Origin of the sequence: Vagococcus martis (assembly GCF_002026305.1) — a bacterium.
GTDB classification, from domain to species: domain Bacteria; phylum Bacillota; class Bacilli; order Lactobacillales; family Vagococcaceae; genus Vagococcus; species Vagococcus martis.
This window is the reverse complement of record NZ_MVAB01000002.1, coordinates 1-21629: the sequence shown is the minus strand read 5'-3', so window position 1 is coordinate 21629 and position 21629 is coordinate 1. Positions and strand designations below refer to the sequence as shown.

Genomic DNA, 21629 nt, shown 5'->3' with positions numbered 1-21629 from the left:
CCTACAATGACTGATGAAGATTCTCTAAATTTTATTAACTTTATATGCGCTAGGAATAATTTCAATCGCAATGATATAACTCATTATGATAAAGAAATTATTAAAATAAATTTAGATGATGAAATCATAAATAGAGAATATGAAAAAACAATATATAAAATCATAGAAAATTATACTCAACTTCAAATAGATTTATTATCTATTATTTTGGTAAATACTATCGCTTATAGTTTTTCAAATAAAATAAGTTTTAGTATAAAAGAATTATCAAAAATTTTAAGCATAGAAGAAAATGTGCTAGAAAAAAAATTGATTTCATTTTACCCTAATTTAGATCTAGAAGTAAAAACAATTAAAAGATATAGTAGATATCCTATTTTTAAAAGTATATCCTTACGTGACGATTATTATGAGGTTGTTTTATTTAATTATTATCAAGATTTACTTATTACTGCATATAACAAAATCCACCCTTATGCTTCTGAAAAGGTAGCTATTTACCTAAGTGATATAGTTCATTTATACAATGCCCATATTAACGTCACTTCAAAACTATGAACTCCGTATAACTTGATTTATGTTAACTATTATAAATTTGACTCCTTGTATACATTTGTAATACAATAAGAATGTAAAACAAATGTACACAAGGAGGTTTTTTATATGAGTACTGTTACATTTAGAGTTACGGATGAGGAAAAATTATTTATTCAATCTATGGCTGATTTAAATGGATTAAGTTTATCAGAATTGGCTAGGACTAAATTATTAGAGGGGCTGGAAGATCAAATTGATATGGCTTTATATGAAAAAGCAATGAAAGCTCATGAATTAAGTGACGAAAGTATCTCACATAAAGATATGCTTCTAGAATTAGGATTATGATGGATAAAAAATACACCGTTCGGTATGAAAAAAATGCTCAAAAATCACTAAAAAAGATGGATAAACATCAAGCTAGACTTATATTATCTTGGATTTCTAAGAACTTAGAAGGAACTGATTCTCCTCGAGCTCACGGAAAAGGATTAGTAGGTAATAAAAGTGGGCAATGGCGATATAGAATAGGAGATTATCGTTTGTTGGCAAACATAGATGATGACACTATAACGATTCTAGTTTTAGAAATCGGTCATCGTAGAGACATATATAAATAAAAGACCTCATAATTGTGGGACTGAACCCCTAAAATGAGACAGTAATAAAAACACCTATGCGATTACTTTTTTCCGATAGTCAACTGGAGATAAGTAGTCGTATTTTTGTTGAATTCTTTCTTTATTATAATAGTTGATGAAATTTTGTACAGTTTCAATTACACTAATTGTAGAGCTTCCAAGCTCTGGGTGTAATGAGAACGTTTCAGACTTTAGGATGGAATGAAACGATTCTATTGGAGCATTATCTGCAGGAGTCCCTTTTCGGGACATACTTCTGGTAATGCTCTTTTCTTTTGTTGCGTGATAATAAGCATATGAAGTATACACAGAACCTTGATCCGAATGAAGTATACATTTATCTGGAAGTTTAGGTAATTTATTTAGTGTGTCTAAAACACAAGATATGTCCTGTTTTTCACTTATTGTATAAGAAAGTATTTCTCCATTAAACAAATCCATAATGCTAGAAAGATAGAGTCTTTTAGGACCATAATCAAGATAAGTGATGTCTGTTGTTAGTTTTTCTAGTGGCTTACTTGAACTAAAGTCTCTATCAATTATATTAGTAGTTTTAAAATAAATAGAACCTGGACGTTTTTCTTTCTTTATTTTCACCTGACAACTCCATCCATATTTTTGCATAATACGCTGAACAACTTTATGATTCACTTTTATCTTTTTACGAAGTAAAAAAGTGATTTTTCGATAACCATAAGTGAACTTGTTTTCTTTACACAGCTGCTCAATCATTTTAATTCGATTATCGGCAACATATTCTTTCTTAGACCAACGATAGTAAGTACTTCTAGCTATCCTAAAATAGTGACATAACCATGTTATAGATAGTTTTCCTTTATAAGAATCAACTAAATTTATGAATACTTCTTTTTCCACATCCTTTCCAACTCCTTGTATTTTTTTAAAACATCAATTTCCTGTTTCAAGTACTTGTTTTCTCTTTCTAGAACTTCTAAAGGCGAAAAGTGTTCATTACCTTTTCCATAAGTATATTGTTTTCCCACACCTTGAGAGAATCGATAAGATTCTCCATTTCTATACCATTTCCACCATGTTTTCACCTGAGTTTTATTCCGAATGTTGAGTTTATTCATAATTTCTGATGTTGTTTTACCTTCAAGTTTCATTTTTATAGCTTCTTCTTTTACTTCTACTGGATAAGCAATCCTTTTAACCATAAAAAATACACCTCCGTTAAATTCATTTTACATGAATTCAACAGGGGTGTTTTTATATTTGTCTCATCTTTTGGGGTCAGTTCCTTGTTGAGGTCTTTTTACTTCGTATAATATTTGATTATGTTAATCAACGAGATAAATAACTATTTCTTACTTCTGTTTCATCAATCTCAATCCATTAAGTGTTACTAATAAAGTTGCTCCCATATCTGCAACAATAGCAATCCAAAGTGATAACCATCCTGGAATAATTAGCAATAAAGCTAAGAATTTAATGCTTAAAGAGAAAGTAATATTTTGTTTTATAATTTTTAATGTTTTTCGACTAAGATTAACAATAAACGGTAACTTTTGTAAATCATCACCCATTAAGGCAACATCAGCTGTTTCTAAAGCAGTGTCCGTTCCAGCCCCACCCATTGCAATCCCAACAGTTGCTGATGCTAACGCAGGAGCATCATTTACTCCGTCTCCTACCATAGCCACTTTTCCATACTTTTCTTTAAGCTCTTTAATATAATCTAACTTATCTTGTGGCATTAAATCACCTTTAATGTCTGTCACACCAACTTGTTCTCCAATTGATTTAGCTGTTCTGATATTGTCACCAGTTAACATAATTGTATGTTCAATACCTAACTGATGAAGCTTAGCGATTACTTCTGAACTTGACTTTCTTAATTCATCAGCAACTGCGATAATTGCCAAAATATTTTGTGCTGTTCCAAAAATCATGACGGTTTTTCCTTGCTCTTGTAACTTCTCATAATTTTTCATGACACTAGCTTGCCTAATTAATTCTGAATCAAATAATTTAGGACTTCCAACAAAATAAGTTGTACCTTGATAATCACCTTTAATTCCTTTACCAGTTACTGATTTAAAATTCATAATATCGATCATTTGATAGTTTGACTCTCTTCTATCAGCTTCTTTAAGAATGGCTGAAGCTAAAGGATGTTGAGAAAGTATTTCTAACGCTGAAATGATAGATAAGTACTGATTTTCTTGATTTGTGTCACTTACAACAAAGTCTGTTACAGAAGGCGTTCCTTTGGTTAAAGTCCCTGTTTTATCAAAAGCGATTGCTTTTAATCCTCCGATTTCTTCGAGATAAATACCTCCTTTTACCAGCACACCATTTTTAGCTGAATTTCCAATAGCTGAAACGATTGAAACAGGTGTTGAGATAACTAATGAACAAGGACAACCAACTACTAATAGTGATAAACCCTGGTACAACCACTTATTCCAATCACCACCAAAAAACAATGGTGGAATAATGATAATTAAAGCCGAAATAGCCATGATAGAAGGGGTATAGTATTTAGCAAAGTTATCAACGAATGCTTGTGCAGGTGCTCGTTCTCCTTGTGCTTCTTCCACTAAATGAATGATTTTAGCAATGGTTGTATCATTAACATGTTTAGTCACTTCCACTTCTAAAATTCCCTCTTTATTTAAAGTTCCTGCAAAAATTTCGTCCTTAATTTGTTTTTCAATTGGAACAGACTCACCCGTTATTGCTGCTTGATTAACAGCAGAATGTCCTTTAATGACTACCCCATCCATAGCTATTTTTTGCCCTGGTTTAATAATCATAATATCTCCTATTTGAATATCAGAAACATTTATCATTTTTTCTTCGTTATTTCTTCTAATCAAAGCTTCTTTTGGTGCTATATCCATTAACGAACGAATAGATTGTCTTGCTCTATCCATTGAAAATCGTTCAAGGGCTTCACTAACAGCGAATAAGATAACTACAATAGAACCTTCAGCCCATTCACCTATAATTGATGCGCCTATAATTGCTACTGTCATTAAAACTTCCATTGAAAAGTTTAATTTAAGTAAATCCTTAATTCCTTCTGTAAATAAACTAAATCCACCAATAACGATGGCTGATATAAATAAGCTTTTAGTTATGATATCATTCTCGCCTACAGTAGCTCTAAAATAAAAAGCTATCGCTATTAATATTACTGAAATAACTAATTTCCAATTACGTTTCAAGAAAGAGTCTTTCTGTCCCCCTTCAGATTCTTGATTGTCCTCATCTTGAATAATTAGATTTTCAAAAGCTCCAGCAGACTTAATTTCTTGAATGGAAGATGTTCCCTCAACTTTAATTTTTCCAGCACCAAAGTTTACTTTTGCATCTGTTACACCTTCAATACTTTTAACATTTTTTTCAAATTTAGCAGCACAATTCGTACAGCTTAATCCCTCTACTCGATATGTTTTACTAGAAGTTTCTTTACTCATAGCTATCACCCTGTTCTAGTTGTTTTCCTAAATTTATCAATTCAACAATCCTATCATCAGAACTAAAATAATAAACTAATTTGCCTATTTTTTTACTATCTACAACACCTAATTTTTTTAATGATTGCAAATGATGTGATGTATTTGCCATAGTTGCTCCAATAATATTGGCTACGTCACATACACATAGTTGATCTTCATAAGCTAAAGCATGTAATATTTTGAATCTATTTTCATCTGATAAAATTTTAAATAAAGAACTTAGATCTTTGCTATTAGTATTTTTTAATCTCTCTTTTGAATTAGTTACTTGCTCCTCATGAATACAAGTAATCTCACATATTTCATTTGTCACGTTTATTCCTCCAAAATCACTCATTCAAGTTCATACTTGATTATATATAAACAGATTGTAATAATCAAGTACAAGTTTGATTGTCTTTGATTTCACTAGGTATAATTTGATTTATGTTAGTCACTTTTAATATTACCAGTAACTTTAAATTAAGTATTTTGATTGAAATTTAAAGTCATGATATAATGAAGGTGCGAAAACGAGAATATGTGTTAGTGTATCTAGCACAAAAGCCACTACCTCATCACAGGTAGTGGCTTTTTTTTTCGTTAGTGCGACTCTAACGAGTGGGTTTGTTGGCACTCATGCCTTTATTCATCATCTTTATCGTCAAACCAACGATTTAATAACTTTTTAGTTATAACTGTTGTTACTGTTGTAAAAACAGTCGTGATGAATAACGAGAATATGTTATCAAGCATGTATCTAGCACCCCCTTTCAAAATGAAATGGGCTAAGTGCCATTAATAATATATCATATTTGCGAGAATCTTATTTTCTAAATAAACGTTGCCATAAAGATAATTTTTCTTTTTCCTCAGATTCTGCTAGGTTCATTTCTAATTGCTCTATTTTTTGATTAGCTTGCAATGTTAAAACCTGTTGCTGATCTAGTAATTTTTGAAGATTTTTCTGACTCTCTAATAATTCAGTTATTATCTCATCTTTATTATTCAATTCTTCTTTTAAAAGTTCTAATTCTTTAGATATTAATTGTTTCTTTGCTGTATAGTTTGCTGATTCTTTTGTCGGTTTCTCTATATTCTTTTTGCCGATTTTTTCTGACAAAAGTGATTGTAAACGGTTATCTAACAATATCGCTCCTTTGTCGCTTAATACTGTTTCTTTGTCGGCAAAAGATTTGTAATGATATTGGACTGTTTGTTTGGTCACACCTAAGTCATCTGCTAGTTCTTTTATTGTTTTATATTCTTCATTTTTCATCTTAATAGTAACTCCTTCAGAAAGAATAACTAATATCTTAATACTCTTTATCTGCTTTTGGGTTGTTAGGGCTTGCCCTGACCGTCTGTAAGACGTTTTAAAGAAAGTATAACGTATTTATCTAGTTTATGCTTAAAAGCTCTTAAAACTCGTTTTTAAGCATATAAAAAGAATCCTTTAAAGAAAGGTTTTATTTTTTTAGCAAAGGAGCGTATAGCGACTGCTGCAAGTAAAATGTGAGAGTGGTTTTCTCTCACTCCTTTTTTAATTGTTTTTTAGTTAACTTTTTTCAAAAGAAATTAAAAAAATAATTGCTTATCCTACTAAGTAAATACTTTAAAGAATACTTTTAAATACTTTTAAATACTTTAGGGTCTTTCAAAACGCACTAATATCAATGCTTTCAGAGGTTATAAATACCATTTTCCACGTCATAAATACCATTTTCCACGTTATAAATACCATTTTCCACGTTATAAATACCATTTTCCACGTTATAAATACCTTGTTTGTATTTATTCTGTTTTTTTGGTATTATTACATAATCAGATGAATAGAGGTGTATAATTTGAAAAACAAGAAAGCCGAGCTAGCAATAAAAGATTTATTAGCACGTCAAGATTACTTAGTAGTTCAAGGAAATGATTTAGCTAAGTCGTTTGGTGGCTTAAAATCTTTTGAACAACGTGTTCTTGATTACTGTTTTAGCTATGTTACAAAAGACTCTAAATTAGATGATGAATATGAAGTATCAGCATTGGAAATCATTAAACATTTTAATCTTAATACTTCAGGCGATTCATATACTAGGATTGCTAAAGCTTTTAAAAAACTAAATGAAAATACTGCTTTGTATTTACCTATAGTTGAAGATGGTGTAAGTGGTATTTTAATGACTCAATTATTTTCTAGAATTAAATTTTTAGAGAATGGTGTTGTTAGATTTAAATTTTCTGAAGATGCTGCTCCTTTAGTTTTTGATTTGAAAGAACATTTTTATAGTTTTAGATTAAATGAACTTTCTAGAATTAACGGGAAGTATTCACTAATTATGTTAAAGCTTTGGGAATCTCATAGAAGAGGTAGAGAAAAATATACAACTATTTCTGCTGATTTAGAAAGTTGGCAGTCATGGTTTTTAGGTAAAGATTCTCGTATGCCTGCAGGACAATTTTTTCAAAAAGTTATTACACGCTCTATCGAAGAATTGGAAGAAAAGATTGCATGCGAATTTTTCGTTACCACACAAAAAAGAGGGCGAAAAGTGGTTGGCTATGAAATCATGATTACAGATACATCTATTTAGATTTTGAGAGAACCTTAGTAGGTTCTTTTTTTTATCTATCAACCATTGGCAATCTAGCCACCGTTGATAGATAAAAAGCAGCGAGTCTAAATTGGAAACAATTTGGACAGCTGTACGCTAAAAAAGAGAAGATCATAAATTGCCTAAAGGCGATTTTATCTGAACGTTTTAGCTCGACTGGAAACAGTCGAAATGCGTCGCAGACCGAGTGCCAAAATCTATTTTGGTATAACGAGCTATACCAAATTGAATTGGTCTTCTAACCATGCTATGATGAACTCAACTTATTTAGGAGGTTTTCTCATGGCTCACGTTGAAAAATTTACTCAAGGTTCTGTGAACGGATTGTCCATTCACATTGAAAGAAAAACAACCAATCATTCTAACCCTGATATTGATTCAGAACGAACTTATTTGAATTATGATTTGTGTGATAAAGAAGGCGATATGAATCAACGGTTAAAAAATAGGTTAGCTGAAGTCTATTGCTTTAATCGTGCTGACGTTAAAGTTATGGCTGACTGGATTGTGACACTTCCTAAATCACTTGAACAAGAGACAATGAGTACTCAAAAAGAGTTTTTTAAAGCGACAGTTGATTTTCTGAATGAACGATACGGTAGTCAAAATGTATTATCAGCAACCGTTCATCATGATGAAACGACACCTCACTTGCATTATGCCTTTATTCCTGTTGTTTTTGATGAAAAAAAGCAACGTGAGAAAGTCTCTGCCAAAGAGGTCTTAACTAGGAAAGAACTATCTTCTTTTCATCAAGACCTGGATAAGTATCTCAAACAACAAATTCCTCACATTTACCAGGAAGGAATTTTAAACAATCAAACAATTGGCATTGATGACGTTAAAATCATCAAAAAAATGGCAAAAGAAATCGCTGAAAAAGAAACAGAGCTATCTCAAAGAAAAGAGCATATCAATAAAAAAATAAAAGAAGTTAAAAATATAGGTGTCTCGACTCAAAACGTGTACGACGTTCAAGATCAATGGACTCATTTAACCAATCAATTTGAAAAAACATTTTTAGGAAAAACGATTGTTGATACCAAAAATTTAACTCATTTAAAAGAGTTTATGGGTGGGGTTCAAAAAGAAGCTGAATTAACTAAAAAAACTAATTATAACCTAAATAAAAAGGTCAAAAATTTAACTGAAAAAATAGAGAAACACACCTTCCAATTAGAAGGTCGTGACAATCAGATTAATCATTTAAAACAAGAAAATAGACATCTGAAGCAAGACTTAGAAGAAACACAAGAACACACACTACAAGTAAGGGACAACAATAGAGTTCTGAAAAGTTTATTAAAAGATATGGGAAAAACTGACTTTTCTATGTCGCAAGTAGAATATGAAGGTCGAATTATTTTAGACAAACTCGAGCATGACGAAAAACCACGAGATTCTTATGAGTGTTCAGACTGGAAGGAGACTCTTGAAGAAAATAAAATTAAGCGATATATCCCTGAAAATCGCTTAACTCAATGGATTCAGCAGTTAACAACGTGGTTAAAACAATTAATCACACGAGAAAAACAGATAGAGCAACAAAAAAGTAGAGGAATGTCTCGCTAAAAAAAATTAATGTTACTAGTAATATTAATTTTAAAAATAACAAAACCCCCTCAAAATGATTTTCAAATTTCACTATCTTCATAAAAAAAGAAGCCTTATTTCTAAGGCTTCTTTTTTTATTTTGAGGTAGACCTTTTAAGATTCACAATCTTGCGAGTTGAATCCGTTGGTACCTCTACAGCTTCTTAAAATGGTGATTATGTTAACTAAGGTATTAAATAACTAATTCTCTTTTTTAAAATTGGGATTCGCCATATAATTTGAATTGTTTTTATCTGTAATTCCTATGTTCGCTTTGTTAATTCCAACCATTCCAGTATTAACCATTGGGTTTGAACCTTTCAAAGGGTCTTTACCTTTTGCACGTAATTTATCATTTTTTATTCGGAGCTTTTCTGATTTTAATAATTCTTTTTCTGACATAAAAATCTCTCCATTCTTTTTTTATTTATTGTACCATAATATCAAAAAGTAACTTCGTATAATCACCAGTTATGTAAACTAACCTTGATTTAGTACACCATGATATAATTAATATATAGGATTTGAAAGAGGGTGATTGTTATGAATAGAGTAATTACCATAATAAGTTTTGTCTTATTTATATTAATAGCTATTATTTTTAATGTACCTACAAAATATACATTCCTTATTTTAAGTTTATTTTTATTTTATATATCTTATCAATTGGGTGTAAAAAAAGATTTAAGCTGGGCAAATTTAGTCAGGAACTCTGATAAACCTAATGAAACAGATAAAAATATAGGAAAATCAACTGCTGTTATCGTTTTGATAATTGGGTTAATTTTACTATGCTTATCTATCTTTATGCTTTTAAAATGAACATCGTATAATTGCCATTATGTGAACCTAGAATGATTTTTCAAGTATCTGCTAGGAATGTCCAAACAATTGATAAAAAGCCCTCAGAATCGATTCTGAGGGCTTTTAAATGGAATTAATCACCTAGCAAAAAGGGTAAGCCATAATACTAAAACTAATATTAATATTACTGGAATCAACAACCATTTATTTTCAGTTTTTAATATCTGATATGGGCTTTTATTCTCATTTGTTACTTTCACTTCTTTAGCAAAATAAAACATAGTGAAACTATTTAAAATAATTCCAAGAGTTAGTAAAACAAAAGCTACAGTTGATAAATCACCATATAATTTTTGTGTGCCTAGTATTAAAACAAAAACTATGTTAGTTAACCAACTGAAAGTAAAGTATTTTTTTGCGATTTTAGCAGCTTCAATTTTTTTGATGTTTTCCACGATATCTGATCCCTCCAATAATAAGTTATCCAAAGATAAATCAAATAGAGCAGATAGTCGAATGAGACTATCAATATCAGGAGTTGTTTTACCAGTTTCCCAATTAGATACTGTCCTATTTGTTACATATATTTTTTCAGCCAATTGCTCTTGAGTTAATTGATACTCTTTCCGTTTCTCTTTCAACACTTGCCCTATTGTCATTTATCTTCACCTACAATTTATCATTTGAGTTTTTATTTCTCTTTCTAATCTATTTCATATTGCTGTAAAAGTCATTAGAAAGTCTTTTCCTTTATTGATTTAATAGTATTTTCAACTAAGAATAATATCAGATTATGTCTACCTAACAGTTAAATAACTATTTTTTGTTTTTTTCAGAAATCTTTTTATATTTGATAGCCTCAACTATAACTGGTACTGTATTTACCAAAATTATCACTGTAATAAAAAAAGAAACGAAACTATTGTAGCCTATATTTTTTAATAATTGCATCAGTATAAGTAATAATAGATTTAATACATTGTTAATTATAAATTTTGAATTTAGTCCTTCTTTGCTTTCTTTAACTTCCAATTTCTTAATCATAGTAATATCTCCTTTTATTAATTCATCTAAAGAGATTTCATAAACATCGCTCAATAAAATTAAACTTGTGACGTCAGGTAAACTTTTAGAATTCTCCCAACTAGATATTGTTTGTCTCGATACATGAATTTTTTCTGCCAGTTCATCTTGAGTTAACTTCAAATCTTTACGTTTAATTTTTATTGTTTCTCCAATATTCATTCCGTTCTCCTTACTCATTACCTTAGTTGATATTCTATGTATCCTCCATCAAAGATAGCTTACATTTATTGATATTATAGCAATGTAAAGCTATTTTGACTTCAAAATATGATAATAAGTTTAACTTGGTATACTAACCAGTTATGTAAATCATGATAATTTTTGAGTCTTAAGAACGTTCTAGAGAACTTGTTTGATATAATCTTTCTAAAAGGGGACTTATTATGTATAGATATTATGTTTATGGTCACTACACTGATGATGGTACTTTATTTTATATTGGAAAGGGGTCTGGAGGTAGACTTAACAACAATAATAGGAACTCAGCCCATGATAGAATTGCGAATAAAAGAGGTTGTGTATCAAAAATATTTATTGATGGGTTGCTAGAAGATGAAGCACTAGCTTTAGAAAAAGATTTTATTTGGCATGCAGAAGACATTGGGTTTATTTTAACCAATCAAAACCTAGGCGACTATTCCTAACCTACAATGACTGATGAAGATTCTCTAAATTTTATTAACTTTATATGCGCTAGGAATAATTTCAATCGCAATGATATAACTCATTATGATAAAGAAATTATTAAAATAAATTTAGATGATGAAATCATAAATAGAGAATATGAAAAAACAATATATAAAATCATAGAAAATTATACTCAACTTCAAATAGATTTATTATCTATTATTTTGGTAAATACTATCGCTTATAGTTTTTCAAATAAAATAAGTTTTAGTATAAAAGAATTATCAAAAATTTTAAGCATAGAAGAAAATGTGCTAGAAAAAAAATTGATTTCATTTTACCCTAATTTAGATCTAGAAGTAAAAACAATTAAAAGATATAGTAGATATCCTATTTTTAAAAAGTATATCCTTACGTGACGATTATTATGAGGTTGTTTTATTTAATTATTATCAAGATTTACTTATTACTGCATATAACAAAATCCACCCTTATGCTTCTGAAAAGGTAGCTATTTACCTAAGTGATATAGTTCATTTATACAATGCCCATATTAACGTCACTTCAAAACTATGAACTCCGTATAACTTGATTTATGTTAACTATTATAAATTTGACTCCTTGTATACATTTGTAATACAATAAGAATGTAAAACAAATGTACACAAGGAGGTTTTTTATATGAGTACTGTTACATTTAGAGTTACGGATGAGGAAAAATTATTTATTCAATCTATGGCTGATTTAAATGGATTAAGTTTATCAGAATTGGCTAGGACTAAATTATTAGAGGGGCTGGAAGATCAAATTGATATGGCTTTATATGAAAAAGCAATGAAAGCTCATGAATTAAGTGACGAAAGTATCTCACATAAAGATATGCTTCTAGAATTAGGATTATGATGGATAAAAAATACACCGTTCGGTATGAAAAAAATGCTCAAAAATCACTAAAAAAGATGGATAAACATCAAGCTAGACTTATATTATCTTGGATTTCTAAGAACTTAGAAGGAACTGATTCTCCTCGAGCTCACGGAAAAGGATTAGTAGGTAATAAAAGTGGGCAATGGCGATATAGAATAGGAGATTATCGTTTGTTGGCAAACATAGATGATGACACTATAACGATTCTAGTTTTAGAAATCGGTCATCGTAGAGACATATATAAATAAAAGACCTCATAATTGTGGGACTGAACCCCTAAAATGAGACAGTAATAAAAACACCTATGCGATTACTTTTTTCCGATAGTCAACTGGAGATAAGTAGTCGTATTTTTGTTGAATTCTTTCTTTATTATAATAGTTGATGAAATTTTGTACAGTTTCAATTACACTAATTGTAGAGCTTCCAAGCTCTGGGTGTAATGAGAACGTTTCAGACTTTAGGATGGAATGAAACGATTCTATTGGAGCATTATCTGCAGGAGTCCCTTTTCGGGACATACTTCTGGTAATGCTCTTTTCTTTTGTTGCGTGATAATAAGCATATGAAGTATACACAGAACCTTGATCCGAATGAAGTATACATTTATCTGGAAGTTTAGGTAATTTATTTAGTGTGTCTAAAACACAAGATATGTCCTGTTTTTCACTTATTGTATAAGAAAGTATTTCTCCATTAAACAAATCCATAATGCTAGAAAGATAGAGTCTTTTAGGACCATAATCAAGATAAGTGATGTCTGTTGTTAGTTTTTCTAGTGGCTTACTTGAACTAAAGTCTCTATCAATTATATTAGTAGTTTTAAAATAAATAGAACCTGGACGTTTTTCTTTCTTTATTTTCACCTGACAACTCCATCCATATTTTTGCATAATACGCTGAACAACTTTATGATTCACTTTTATCTTTTTACGAAGTAAAAAAGTGATTTTTCGATAACCATAAGTGAACTTGTTTTCTTTACACAGCTGCTCAATCATTTTAATTCGATTATCGGCAACATATTCTTTCTTAGACCAACGATAGTAAGTACTTCTAGCTATCCTAAAATAGTGACATAACCATGTTATAGATAGTTTTCCTTTATAAGAATCAACTAAATTTATGAATACTTCTTTTTCCACATCCTTTCCAACTCCTTGTATTTTTTTAAAACATCAATTTCCTGTTTCAAGTACTTGTTTTCTCTTTCTAGAACTTCTAAAGGCGAAAAGTGTTCATTACCTTTTCCATAAGTATATTGTTTTCCCACACCTTGAGAGAATCGATAAGATTCTCCATTTCTATACCATTTCCACCATGTTTTCACCTGAGTTTTATTCCGAATGTTGAGTTTATTCATAATTTCTGATGTTGTTTTACCTTCAAGTTTCATTTTTATAGCTTCTTCTTTTACTTCTACTGGATAAGCAATCCTTTTAACCATAAAAATACACCTCCGTTAAATTCATTTTACATGAATTCAACAGGGGTGTTTTTATATTTGTCTCATCTTTTGGGGTCAGTTCCTTGTTGAGGTCTTTTTACTTCGTATAATATTTGATTATGTTAATCAACGAGATAAATAACTATTTCTTACTTCTGTTTCATCAATCTCAATCCATTAAGTGTTACTAATAAAGTTGCTCCCATATCTGCAACAATAGCAATCCAAAGTGATAACCATCCTGGAATAATTAGCAATAAAGCTAAGAATTTAATGCTTAAAGAGAAAGTAATATTTTGTTTTATAATTTTTAATGTTTTTCGACTAAGATTAACAATAAACGGTAACTTTTGTAAATCATCACCCATTAAGGCAACATCAGCTGTTTCTAAAGCAGTGTCCGTTCCAGCCCCACCCATTGCAATCCCAACAGTTGCTGATGCTAACGCAGGAGCATCATTTACTCCGTCTCCTACCATAGCCACTTTTCCATACTTTTCTTTAAGCTCTTTAATATAATCTAACTTATCTTGTGGCATTAAATCACCTTTAATGTCTGTCACACCAACTTGTTCTCCAATTGATTTAGCTGTTCTGATATTGTCACCAGTTAACATAATTGTATGTTCAATACCTAACTGATGAAGCTTAGCGATTACTTCTGAACTTGACTTTCTTAATTCATCAGCAACTGCGATAATTGCCAAAATATTTTGTGCTGTTCCAAAAATCATGACGGTTTTTCCTTGCTCTTGTAACTTCTCATAATTTTTCATGACACTAGCTTGCCTAATTAATTCTGAATCAAATAATTTAGGACTTCCAACAAAATAAGTTGTACCTTGATAATCACCTTTAATTCCTTTACCAGTTACTGATTTAAAATTCATAATATCGATCATTTGATAGTTTGACTCTCTTCTATCAGCTTCTTTAAGAATGGCTGAAGCTAAAGGATGTTGAGAAAGTATTTCTAACGCTGAAATGATAGATAAGTACTGATTTTCTTGATTTGTGTCACTTACAACAAAGTCTGTTACAGAAGGCGTTCCTTTGGTTAAAGTCCCTGTTTTATCAAAAGCGATTGCTTTTAATCCTCCGATTTCTTCGAGATAAATACCTCCTTTTACCAGCACACCATTTTTAGCTGAATTTCCAATAGCTGAAACGATTGAAACAGGTGTTGAGATAACTAATGAACAAGGACAACCAACTACTAATAGTGATAAACCCTGGTACAACCACTTATTCAATCACCACCAAAAAACAATGGTGGAATAATGATAATTAAAGCCGAAATAGCCATGATAGAAGGGGTATAGTATTTAGCAAAGTTATCAACGAATGCTTGTGCAGGTGCTCGTTCTCCTTGTGCTTCTTCCACTAAATGAATGATTTTAGCAATGGTTGTATCATTAACATGTTTAGTCACTTCCACTTCTAAAATTCCTCTTTATTTAAAGTTCCTGCAAAAATTTCGTCCTTAATTTGTTTTTCAATTGGAACAGACTCACCCGTTATTGCTGCTTGATTAACAGCAGAATGTCCTTTAATGACTACCCCATCCATAGCTATTTTTTGCCCTGGTTTAATAATCATAATATCTCCTATTTGAATATCAGAAACATTTATCATTTTTTTCTTCGTTATTTCTTCTAATCAAAGCTTCTTTTGGTGCTATATCCATTAACGAACGATAGATTGTCTTGCTCTATCCATTGAAAATCGTTCAAGGGCTTCACTAACAGCGAATAAGATAACTACATAGAACCTTCAGCCCATTCACCTATAATTGATGCGCCTATAATTGCTACTGTCATTAAAACTTCCATTGAAAAGTTTAATTTAAGTAAATCCTTAATTCCTTCTGTAAATAAACTAAATCCACCAATAACGATGGCTGATATAAATAAGCTTTTAGTTATGATATCATTCTCGCCTACAGTAGCTCTAAAATAAAAAGCTATCGCTATTAATATTACTGAAATAACTAATTTCCAATTACGTTTCAAGAAAGAGTCTTTCTGTCCCCCTTCAGATTCTTGATTGTCCTCATCTTGAATAATTAGATTTTCAAAAGCTCCAGCAGACTTAATTTCTTGAATGGAAGATGTTCCCTCAACTTTAATTTTTCCAGCACCAAAGTTTACTTTTGCATCTGTTACACCTTCAATACTTTTAACATTTTTTTCAAATTTAGCAGCACAATTCGTACAGCTTAATCCCTCTACTCGATATGTTTTTACTAGAAGTTTCTTTACTCATAGCTATCACCCTGTTCTAGTTGTTTTCCTAAATTTATCAATTCAACAATCCTATCATCAGAACTAAATAATAAACTAATTTGCCTATTTTTTTTACTATCTACAACACCTAATTTTTTTAATGATTGCAAATGATGTGATGTATTTGCCATAGTTGCTCCAATATAATTTGGCTACGTCACATACACATAGTTGATCTTCATAAGCTAAAGCATGTAATATTTTGAATCTATTTTCATCTGATAAAATTTTAAAATAAAGAACTTAGATCTTTGCTATTAGTATATTTTTTAATCTCTCTTTTGAATTAGTTACTTGCTCCTCATGAATACAAGTAATCTCACATATTTCATTTGTCACGTTTATTTCCTCCAAAATCACTCATTCAAGTTCATACTTGATTATATATAAACAGATTGTAATAATCAAGTACAAGTTTGATTGTCTTTGATTTCACTAGGTATAATTTGATTTATGTTAGTCACTTTTATATATTACCAGTAACTTTAAATTAAGTATTTTGATTGAAATTTAAAGTCATGATATATATGAAGGTGCGAAAACGAGAATATGTGTTAGTGTATCTAGCACAAAAGCCACTACCTCATCACAGGTAGTGGCTTTTTTTTTCGTTAGTGCGACTCTAACGAGTGGGTTTGTTGGCACTCATGCCTTTATTTCATCATCTTTATCGTCAAACCAACGATTTAATAACTTTTTAGTTATAACTGTTGTTACTGTTGTAAAACAGTCGTGATGAATAACGAGAATATGTTATCAAGCATGTATCTAGCACCCCTTTTCAAAATGAAATGGGCTAAGTGCCATTAATAATATATCATATTGCGAGAATCTTATTTTCTAAATAAACGTTGCCATAAAGATAATTTTTCTTTTTTCCTCAGATTCTGCTAGGTTCATTTCTAATTGCTCTATTTTTTGATTAGCTTGCAATGGTTAAAACCTGTTGCTGATCTAGTAATTTTTGAAGATTTTTCTGACTCTCTAATAATTCAGTTATTATCTCATCTTTATTATTCAATTCTTCTTTTAAAAGTTCTAATTCTTTAGATATTAATTGTTTCTTTGCTGTATAGTTTGCTGATTCTTTTGTCGGTTTCTCTATATTCTTTTTGCCGATTTTTTCTGACAAAAGTGATTGTAAAACGGTTATCTAACAATATCGCTCCTTTTGTCGCTTAATACTGTTTCTTTGTCGGCAAAGATTTGTAATGATATTGGACTGTTTGTTTGGTCACACCTAAGTCATCTGCTAGTTCTTTTATTGTTTTATATTCTTCATTTTTCATCTTAATAGTAACTCCTTCAGAAAGAATAACTAATATCTTAATACTCTTTATCTGCTTTTGGGTTTGTTAGGGCTTGCCCTGACCGTCTGTAAGACGTTTTAAAGAAAGTATAACGTATTTATCTAGTTTATGCTTAAAAGCTCTTAAAACTCGTTTTTAAGCATATAAAAAGAATCCTTTAAAGAAAGGTTTTATTTTTTTAGCAAAGGAGCGTATAGCGACTGCTGCAAGTAAAATGTGAGAGTGGTTTTCTCTCACTCCTTTTTTAATTGTTTTTTAGTTAACTTTTTTCAAAAGAAATTAAAAAAATAATTGCTTATCCTACTAAGTAAATACTTTAAAGAATACTTTTAAATACTTTTAAATACTTTAGGGTCTTTCAAAACGCACTAATATCAATGCTTTCAGAGGTTATAAATACCATTTTCCACCATTTTCCACGTTATAAATACCTTTTTTATAAATACCATTTTGTTATTCTTTTTGGTTTATTATACATAATCAGATGAATAGAGGTGTATAATTTGAAAAACAAGAAAGCCGAGCTAGCAATAAAAGATTTATTAGCACGTCAAGATTACTTAGTAGTTCAAGGAAATGATTTAGCTAAGTCGTTTGGTGGCTTAAAATCTTTTGAACAACGTGTTCTTGATTACTGTTTTAGCTATGTTACAAAAGACTCTAAATTAGATGATGAATATGAAGTATCAGCATTGGAAATCATTAAACATTTTAATCTTAATACTTCAGGCGATTCATATACTAGGATTGCTAAAGCTTTTAAAAAACTAAATGAAAATACTGCTTTGTATTTACCTATAGTTGAAGATGGTGTAAGTGGTATTTTAATGACTCAATTATTTTCTAGAATTAAATTTTTAGAGAATGGTGTTGTTAGATTTAAATTTTCTGAAGATGCTGCTCCTTTAGTTTTTGATTTGAAAGAACATTTTTATAGTTTTAGATTAAATGAACTTTCTAGAATTAACGGGAAGTATTCACTAATTATGTTAAAGCTTTGGGAATCTCATAGAAGAGGTAGAGAAAAATATACAACTATTTCTGCTGATTTAGAAAGTTGGCAGTCATGGTTTTTAGGTAAAGATTCTCGTATGCCTGCAGGACAATTTTTTCAAAAAGTTATTACACGCTCTATCGAAGAATTGGAAGAAAAGATTGCATGCGAATTTTTCGTTACCACACAAAAAGAGGGCGAAAAGTGGTTGGCTATGAAATCATGATTACAGATACATCTATTTAGATTTTGAGAGAACCTTAGTAGGTTCTTTTTTTCTCTATCAACCATTGGCAATCTAGCCACCGTTGATAGATAAAAGCAGCGAGTCTAAATTGGAAACAATTTGGACAGCTGCTAAAAAGAGAAGATCATAAATTGCCTAAAAGGCGATTTTATCTGAACGTTTTAGCTCGACTGGAAACAGTCGAAATGCGTCGCAGACCGAGTGCCAAAATCTATTTTGGTATAACGAGCTATACCAAATTGAATTGGTCTCTAACCATGCTATGATGAACTCAACTTATTTAGGAGGTTTTCTCATGGCTCACGTTGAAAAATTTACTCAAGGTTCTGTGAACGGATTGTCCATTCACATTGAAAGAAAAACAACCAATCATTCTAACCTGATATTGATTCAGAACGAACTTATTTGAATTATGATTTGTGTGATAAGAAGGCGATATGAATCAACGGTTAAAAAATAGGTTAGAAGTCTATTGCTTTAATCGTGCTGACGTTAAAGTTATGCTGACTGGATTGTGACACTTCCTAAATCACTTGAACAAGAGACAATGAGTACTCAAAAAGAGTTTTTTAAAGCGACAGTTGATTTTCTGAATGAACGATACGGTAGTCAAAATGTATTATCAGCAACCGTTCATCATGATGAAACGACACCTCTTGCATTATGCCTTTATTCCTGTTGTTTTTGATGAAAAAAAGCAACGTGAGAAAGTCTCTGCCAAAGAGGTCTTAACTAGGAAAGAACTATCTTCTTTTCATCAAGACCTGGATAAGTATCTCAAACAACAAATTCCTCACATTTACCAGGAAGGAATTTTAAACAATCAAACAATTGGCATTGATGACGTTAAAATCATCAAAAAAATGGCAAAAGAAATCGCTGAAAAAGAAACAGAGCTATCTCAAAGAAAAGAGCATATCAATAAAAAAATAAAAGAAGTTAAAAAATATAGGTGTCTCGACTCAAAACGTGTACGACGTTCAAGATCAATGGACTCATTTAAACCAATCAATTTGAAAAAACATTTTAGGAAAACGATTGTTGATACCAAAAATTTAACTCATTTAAAAGAGTTTATGGGTGGGTTCAAAAAGAAGCTGAATTACTAAAAAAACTAATTATAACCTAAATAAAAAGGTCAAAAATTTAACTGAAAAAATAGAGAAACACACCTTCCAATTAGAAGGTCGTGACAATCAGATTAATTTAAAACAAGAAAATAGACATCTGAAGCAAGACTTAGAAGAAACACAAGAACACACACTACAAGTAAGGGACAACAATAGAGTTCTGAAAAGTTTATTAAAAGATATGGGAAAAACTGACTTTTCTATGTCGCAAGTAGAATATGAAGGTCGAATTATTTTTAGACAACTCGAGCATGACGAAAAACCACGAGATTCTTATGAGTGTTCAGACTGGAAGGAGACTCTTGAAGAAAATAAAATTAAGCGATATATCCTGAAAATCGCTTAACTCAATGGATTCAGCAGTTAACAACGTGGTTAAAACAATTAATCACACGAGAAAAACAGATAGAGCAACAAAAAAGTAGAGGAATGTCTCGCTAAAAAAAATTAATGTTACTAGTAATATTAATTTTAAAAAATAAAAACCCCCTCAAAATGATTTTCAAATTTCACTATCTTCATAAAAAAAGAAGCCTTATTTCTAAGGCTTCTTTTTTTATTTTGAGGTAGACCTTTTAAGATTCACAATCTTGCGAGTTGAATCCGTTGGTACCTCTACAGCTTCTTAAAATGGTGATTATGTTAACTAAGGTATTAATAACTAATCTCTTTTTTAAAATTGGGATTCGCCATATAAATTGAATTTTATCTGTAATTCCTATGTTCGCTTTGTTAATTCCAACCATTCCAGTATTAACCATTGGGTTTGAACCTTTCAAAGGGTCTTTACCTTTTGCACGTAATTTATCATTTTTTATTCGGAGCTTTTCTGATTTTAATAATTCTTTTCTGACATAAAAATCTCTCCATTCTTTTTTATTTATTGTACCATAATATATCAAAAAGTAACTTCGTATAATCACCAGTTATGTAAACTAACCTTGATTTAGTACACATGATATAATTATATATAGGATTTGAAAGAGGGTGATTGTTATGAATAGAGTAATTACCATAATAAAGTTTTGTCTTATTTATATTAATAGCTATTATTTTAATGTACCTACAAATATACATTCCTTATTTTAAGTTTATTTTTATTTTATATATCTTATCAATTGGGTGTAAAAAAAGATTTAAGCTGGGCAAATTTAGTCAGGAACTCTGATAAATAATGAAACAGATAAAAATATAGGAAAATCAACTGCTGTTATCGTTTTGATAATTGGGTTAATTTTACTATGCTTATCTATCTTTATGCTTTTAAAATGAACATCGTATAATTGCCATTATGTGAACCTAGAATGATTTTTCAAGTATCTGCTAGGAATGTCCAAACAATTGATAAAAAGCCCTCAGAATCGATTCTGAGGGCTTTTAAATGGAATTAATCACCTAGCAAAAAGGTAAGCCATAATACTAAAACTAAATATTAATATTCAATCAACAACCATTTATTTTCAGTTTTTAATATCTGATATGGGCTTTTATTCATTGTTACTTTCACTTCTTTAGCAAAATAAAACATAGTGAAACTATTTAAAATAATTCCAAGAGTTAGTAAACAAAAGCTACAGTTGATAAATCACCATATATTTTTGTGTGCCTAGTATTAAAACAAAAACTATGTTAGTTAACCAACTGAAAGTAAAGTATTTTTTTGCGATTTTAGCAGCTTCAATTTTTTGATGTTTTCCACGATATCTGATCCCTCCAATAATAAGTTATCCAAAGATAAATCAAATAGAGCAGATAGTCGAATGAGACTATCAATATCAGGAGTTGTTTTACCAGTTTTCAATTAGATACTGTCCTATTTGTTACATATATTTTTTTTCAGCCAATTGCTCTTGAGTTAATTGACTCTTTCCGTTTCTCTTTCAACACTTGCCCTATTGTCATTTATCTTCACCTACAATTTATCATTT

Annotated in this window: 26 protein-coding genes and 2 pseudogenes; 15 read left to right on the top strand and 13 right to left on the bottom strand. The window is 30.3% G+C overall.

The genetic code is table 11. From position 1 onward, the window contains the following. Nucleotides 1-6: 6 nt before the first annotated feature. The 3 genes from BW731_RS12095 to BW731_RS12085 all read left to right on the top strand — a co-directional run bounded on the left by BW731_RS12095 (nt 7) and on the right by BW731_RS12085 (nt 1157). A complete protein-coding gene (locus tag BW731_RS12095) occupies nt 7-558 on the top strand; it encodes a hypothetical protein (RefSeq protein ID WP_079348687.1) in 552 nt (183 codons plus the stop codon). A gap of 105 nt (nt 559-663) precedes the next feature. Beyond that, nucleotides 664-885 carry a type II toxin-antitoxin system RelB family antitoxin gene (relB, locus tag BW731_RS12090; RefSeq protein WP_079348670.1) on the top strand — a complete coding sequence of 74 codons (222 nt, stop codon included), beginning with the start codon at nt 664-666 and terminating at the stop codon, nt 883-885. Next, a complete protein-coding gene (locus BW731_RS12085) occupies nt 885-1157 on the top strand; it encodes a type II toxin-antitoxin system RelE family toxin (protein WP_079348668.1) in 273 nt (90 codons plus the stop codon). Before relB (BW731_RS12090) ends, BW731_RS12085 begins: the two co-directional genes overlap by 1 nt. A gap of 54 nt (nt 1158-1211) precedes the next feature. Here the strand turns inward: BW731_RS12085 and BW731_RS12080 are convergent. The 4 genes from BW731_RS12080 to BW731_RS12065 form a co-directional block, all read right to left on the bottom strand. Next, nucleotides 1212-2356, bottom strand: a protein-coding gene (locus BW731_RS12080) for an IS3 family transposase (protein ID WP_143592811.1) whose coding sequence is annotated in 2 segments (ribosomal slippage) — nt 1212-2074 and nt 2074-2356 — 1146 coding nt in all. Because the reading frame shifts where the segments join, the coding sequence is not laid out codon by codon here. 150 nt (nt 2357-2506) lie between these two features. Beyond that, the gene (locus tag BW731_RS12075; protein WP_079348686.1) at nt 2507-4624 is read right to left on the bottom strand and encodes a heavy metal translocating P-type ATPase; all 2118 of its coding nucleotides are present in this window, start codon (nt 4622-4624) and stop codon (nt 2507-2509) included. Then, nucleotides 4617-4979, bottom strand: coding sequence for an ArsR/SmtB family transcription factor (locus BW731_RS12070; protein ID WP_079348685.1), 363 nt, complete (start codon nt 4977-4979; stop codon nt 4617-4619). The genes BW731_RS12075 and BW731_RS12070 overlap by 8 nt, the downstream gene beginning before the upstream one ends. Before the next feature lie 492 nt (nt 4980-5471). Then, on the bottom strand, nt 5472-5924 hold the full coding sequence (locus tag BW731_RS12065) for a DUF536 domain-containing protein (RefSeq protein WP_079348684.1): 453 nt from the start codon (nt 5922-5924) through the stop codon (nt 5472-5474). A 568-nt stretch (nt 5925-6492) separates the two neighbouring features. Between BW731_RS12065 and BW731_RS12060 the strand changes: the two genes are divergently transcribed. Together BW731_RS12060 and mobV are read left to right on the top strand one after the other, a co-directional pair. Further along, nucleotides 6493-7230 carry a replication initiation protein gene (locus BW731_RS12060; protein WP_079348683.1) on the top strand — a complete coding sequence of 246 codons (738 nt, stop codon included), beginning with the start codon at nt 6493-6495 and terminating at the stop codon, nt 7228-7230. A gap of 303 nt (nt 7231-7533) precedes the next feature. Beyond that, nucleotides 7534-8823, top strand: coding sequence for a MobV family relaxase (gene mobV, locus BW731_RS12055; RefSeq protein ID WP_143592812.1), 1290 nt, complete (start codon nt 7534-7536; stop codon nt 8821-8823). Between the two features lie 222 nt (nt 8824-9045). Here the strand turns inward: mobV and BW731_RS12050 are convergent, their stop codons facing one another. After that, complete coding sequence (locus BW731_RS12050; RefSeq protein WP_079348681.1) at nt 9046-9246, bottom strand: hypothetical protein; 201 nt, start codon at nt 9244-9246, stop codon at nt 9046-9048. A gap of 141 nt (nt 9247-9387) precedes the next feature. On the opposite strand from BW731_RS12050, the gene BW731_RS12045 reads away from it, so the two are divergent. Further along, nucleotides 9388-9666: a hypothetical protein gene (locus BW731_RS12045; protein WP_079348680.1), complete on the top strand. Its 279-nt coding sequence runs from the start codon at nt 9388-9390 to the stop codon at nt 9664-9666. Nucleotides 9667-9785: 119 nt separating this feature from the next. On the opposite strand, the gene BW731_RS12040 is transcribed toward BW731_RS12045, so the two are convergent. Continuing rightward, nucleotides 9786-10307 carry a helix-turn-helix domain-containing protein gene (locus BW731_RS12040; RefSeq protein ID WP_079348678.1) on the bottom strand — a complete coding sequence of 174 codons (522 nt, stop codon included), beginning with the start codon at nt 10305-10307 and terminating at the stop codon, nt 9786-9788. 157 nt (nt 10308-10464) lie between these two features. Beyond that, nucleotides 10465-10893 (bottom strand): helix-turn-helix domain-containing protein, encoded by a 429-nt coding sequence (locus BW731_RS13100; RefSeq protein ID WP_079348676.1) that lies wholly within the window; start codon nt 10891-10893, stop codon nt 10465-10467. A 224-nt stretch (nt 10894-11117) separates the two neighbouring features. Between BW731_RS13100 and BW731_RS12030 the strand changes: the two genes are divergently transcribed. The 4 genes from BW731_RS12030 to BW731_RS12015 all read left to right on the top strand — a co-directional run bounded on the left by BW731_RS12030 (nt 11118) and on the right by BW731_RS12015 (nt 12536). After that, nucleotides 11118-11378 (top strand): GIY-YIG nuclease family protein, encoded by a 261-nt coding sequence (locus BW731_RS12030; protein ID WP_079348674.1) that lies wholly within the window; start codon nt 11118-11120, stop codon nt 11376-11378. A gap of 6 nt (nt 11379-11384) precedes the next feature. Further along, on the top strand, nt 11385-11780 hold the full coding sequence (locus BW731_RS12025; RefSeq protein WP_079348672.1) for a hypothetical protein: 396 nt from the start codon (nt 11385-11387) through the stop codon (nt 11778-11780). Between the two features lie 262 nt (nt 11781-12042). Then, the gene (gene relB / locus BW731_RS12020) at nt 12043-12264 is read left to right on the top strand and encodes a type II toxin-antitoxin system RelB family antitoxin (RefSeq protein WP_079348670.1); all 222 of its coding nucleotides are present in this window, start codon (nt 12043-12045) and stop codon (nt 12262-12264) included. Then, nucleotides 12264-12536 carry a type II toxin-antitoxin system RelE family toxin gene (locus BW731_RS12015; protein WP_079348668.1) on the top strand — a complete coding sequence of 91 codons (273 nt, stop codon included), beginning with the start codon at nt 12264-12266 and terminating at the stop codon, nt 12534-12536. Before relB (BW731_RS12020) ends, BW731_RS12015 begins: the two co-directional genes overlap by 1 nt. Before the next feature lie 54 nt (nt 12537-12590). Here the strand turns inward: BW731_RS12015 and BW731_RS12010 are convergent. From BW731_RS12010 to BW731_RS11995, 4 genes and pseudogenes are all read right to left on the bottom strand, one after another. Next, a protein-coding gene (locus BW731_RS12010) for an IS3 family transposase (protein WP_143592811.1) occupies nt 12591-13735 on the bottom strand; the annotation gives its coding sequence in 2 pieces (ribosomal slippage) (nt 12591-13453 and nt 13453-13735; 1146 coding nt in all). 149 nt (nt 13736-13884) lie between these two features. After that, a pseudogene (locus BW731_RS12005) lies at nt 13885-15978 on the bottom strand (heavy metal translocating P-type ATPase); the annotation flags it as partial. Between the two features lie 58 nt (nt 15979-16036). Then, nucleotides 16037-16359, bottom strand: a pseudogene (locus BW731_RS12000) (ArsR/SmtB family transcription factor). 583 nt (nt 16360-16942) lie between these two features. Beyond that, entirely contained in the window at nt 16943-17152 is a 210-nt protein-coding gene (locus BW731_RS11995; protein WP_079348667.1) for a hypothetical protein, read from the bottom strand. Between the two features lie 681 nt (nt 17153-17833). Between BW731_RS11995 and BW731_RS11990 the strand changes: the two genes are divergently transcribed. The 5 genes from BW731_RS11990 (at nt 17834) to BW731_RS12675 (ending at nt 20047) form a co-directional block, all read left to right on the top strand. After that, the gene (locus tag BW731_RS11990; RefSeq protein WP_233120564.1) at nt 17834-18550 is read left to right on the top strand and encodes a replication initiation protein; all 717 of its coding nucleotides are present in this window, start codon (nt 17834-17836) and stop codon (nt 18548-18550) included. Between the two features lie 316 nt (nt 18551-18866). Next, a complete protein-coding gene (locus BW731_RS12905; protein ID WP_233120563.1) occupies nt 18867-18980 on the top strand; it encodes a plasmid recombination protein in 114 nt (37 codons plus the stop codon). Between the two features lie 138 nt (nt 18981-19118). Then, nucleotides 19119-19259: a plasmid recombination protein gene (locus tag BW731_RS12900; RefSeq protein ID WP_233120562.1), complete on the top strand. Its 141-nt coding sequence runs from the start codon at nt 19119-19121 to the stop codon at nt 19257-19259. Further along, entirely contained in the window at nt 19210-19680 is a 471-nt protein-coding gene (locus tag BW731_RS12895) for a plasmid recombination protein (RefSeq protein ID WP_233120561.1), read from the top strand. The genes BW731_RS12900 and BW731_RS12895 overlap by 50 nt, the downstream gene beginning before the upstream one ends. Nucleotides 19681-19903: 223 nt before the next feature. Further along, entirely contained in the window at nt 19904-20047 is a 144-nt protein-coding gene (locus BW731_RS12675) for a hypothetical protein (RefSeq protein ID WP_158080222.1), read from the top strand. A gap of 229 nt (nt 20048-20276) precedes the next feature. Here the strand turns inward: BW731_RS12675 and BW731_RS12760 are convergent, their stop codons facing one another. After that, nucleotides 20277-20603, bottom strand: a complete 327-nt coding sequence (locus BW731_RS12760; RefSeq protein ID WP_079348665.1) for a hypothetical protein — start codon at nt 20601-20603, stop codon at nt 20277-20279. A gap of 731 nt (nt 20604-21334) precedes the next feature. Beyond that, nucleotides 21335-21502, bottom strand: coding sequence for a hypothetical protein (locus tag BW731_RS12670; RefSeq protein ID WP_158080221.1), 168 nt, complete (start codon nt 21500-21502; stop codon nt 21335-21337). Nucleotides 21503-21629: the final 127 nt, after the last annotated feature.

Coding starts and splice junctions, on each gene's coding strand:
- BW731_RS12095 (WP_079348687.1), top strand. CDS start 7: ATGACTGATGAAGATTCTCTAAATTTTATTAACTTTATATGCGCTAGG.
- relB (WP_079348670.1), top strand. CDS start 664: ATGAGTACTGTTACATTTAGAGTTACGGATGAGGAAAAATTATTTATT.
- BW731_RS12085 (WP_079348668.1), top strand. CDS start 885: ATGGATAAAAAATACACCGTTCGGTATGAAAAAAATGCTCAAAAATCA.
- BW731_RS12075 (WP_079348686.1), bottom strand. CDS start 4,624: ATGAGTAAAGAAACTTCTAGTAAAACATATCGAGTAGAGGGATTAAGC.
- BW731_RS12065 (WP_079348684.1), bottom strand. CDS start 5,924: ATGAAAAATGAAGAATATAAAACAATAAAAGAACTAGCAGATGACTTA.
- mobV (WP_143592812.1), top strand. CDS start 7,534: ATGGCTCACGTTGAAAAATTTACTCAAGGTTCTGTGAACGGATTGTCC.
- BW731_RS12050 (WP_079348681.1), bottom strand. CDS start 9,246: ATGTCAGAAAAAGAATTATTAAAATCAGAAAAGCTCCGAATAAAAAAT.
- BW731_RS12045 (WP_079348680.1), top strand. CDS start 9,388: ATGAATAGAGTAATTACCATAATAAGTTTTGTCTTATTTATATTAATA.
- BW731_RS12040 (WP_079348678.1), bottom strand. CDS start 10,307: ATGACAATAGGGCAAGTGTTGAAAGAGAAACGGAAAGAGTATCAATTA.
- BW731_RS13100 (WP_079348676.1), bottom strand. CDS start 10,893: ATGAATATTGGAGAAACAATAAAAATTAAACGTAAAGATTTGAAGTTA.
- BW731_RS12030 (WP_079348674.1), top strand. CDS start 11,118: ATGTATAGATATTATGTTTATGGTCACTACACTGATGATGGTACTTTA.
- BW731_RS12025 (WP_079348672.1), top strand. CDS start 11,385: ATGACTGATGAAGATTCTCTAAATTTTATTAACTTTATATGCGCTAGG.
- relB (WP_079348670.1), top strand. CDS start 12,043: ATGAGTACTGTTACATTTAGAGTTACGGATGAGGAAAAATTATTTATT.
- BW731_RS12015 (WP_079348668.1), top strand. CDS start 12,264: ATGGATAAAAAATACACCGTTCGGTATGAAAAAAATGCTCAAAAATCA.
- BW731_RS12905 (WP_233120563.1), top strand. CDS start 18,867: ATGGCTCACGTTGAAAAATTTACTCAAGGTTCTGTGAACGGATTGTCC.
- BW731_RS12900 (WP_233120562.1), top strand. CDS start 19,119: ATGAGTACTCAAAAAGAGTTTTTTAAAGCGACAGTTGATTTTCTGAAT.
- BW731_RS12895 (WP_233120561.1), top strand. CDS start 19,210: ATGATGAAACGACACCTCTTGCATTATGCCTTTATTCCTGTTGTTTTT.
- BW731_RS12675 (WP_158080222.1), top strand. CDS start 19,904: ATGTCGCAAGTAGAATATGAAGGTCGAATTATTTTTAGACAACTCGAG.